This window comes from Christiangramia aestuarii, assembly GCF_009735585.1.
GTDB lineage: Bacteria > Bacteroidota > Bacteroidia > Flavobacteriales > Flavobacteriaceae > Christiangramia > Christiangramia aestuarii.
Window position 1 is genome coordinate 1 of record NZ_VJVW01000120.1, and the last position, 406, is coordinate 406.

Genomic DNA, 406 nt, shown 5'->3' on the forward strand with positions numbered 1-406 from the left:
GCAGGTGAGCACCCAGGCCCGGTTCTCGTCGCCCATCAGTTCGGCCAGCCGCCGTTGCCGCTGTTCCAGGGCGCGTTCGAAGGTTTCCCGCACCTCGGGCCCTGCCCGGCCCACCTCGGCGGCCAGCGCCGGAATCGGGCAGCCCATGTCGGCATGCTGCGCATGACCGCGACTGAGGTAGAGACGGGTGGCGCCGGCCAGTTGCTCCAGGCTGTCCAGCGGAAAGGCATCGTGCTGGGCGCTCAGCTCGCGCTGCAGGATCGCTTCGAGCAACTCCGCCTTGCTGGAGAATTGCGAGTAGAACGCCCCGGTGGTAAGACCAGCCGCCTTCATCAAGGTGTCCAGGCCGGTGCTGGCGAAGCCCTGGCGCTTCACCAGCGGAGCGGCCTTGCTCAACAGCAGGGCG

The 406-nt window shown here is 68.5% G+C and carries 1 protein-coding gene; it reads right to left on the reverse strand.

Annotation, left to right across the window (positions count from 1 at the left end):
• Positions 1-406, reverse strand: a 406-nt coding sequence (locus FLP08_RS17185; protein WP_156278140.1) for a TetR/AcrR family transcriptional regulator, incomplete at both ends; no start/stop codon positions are given.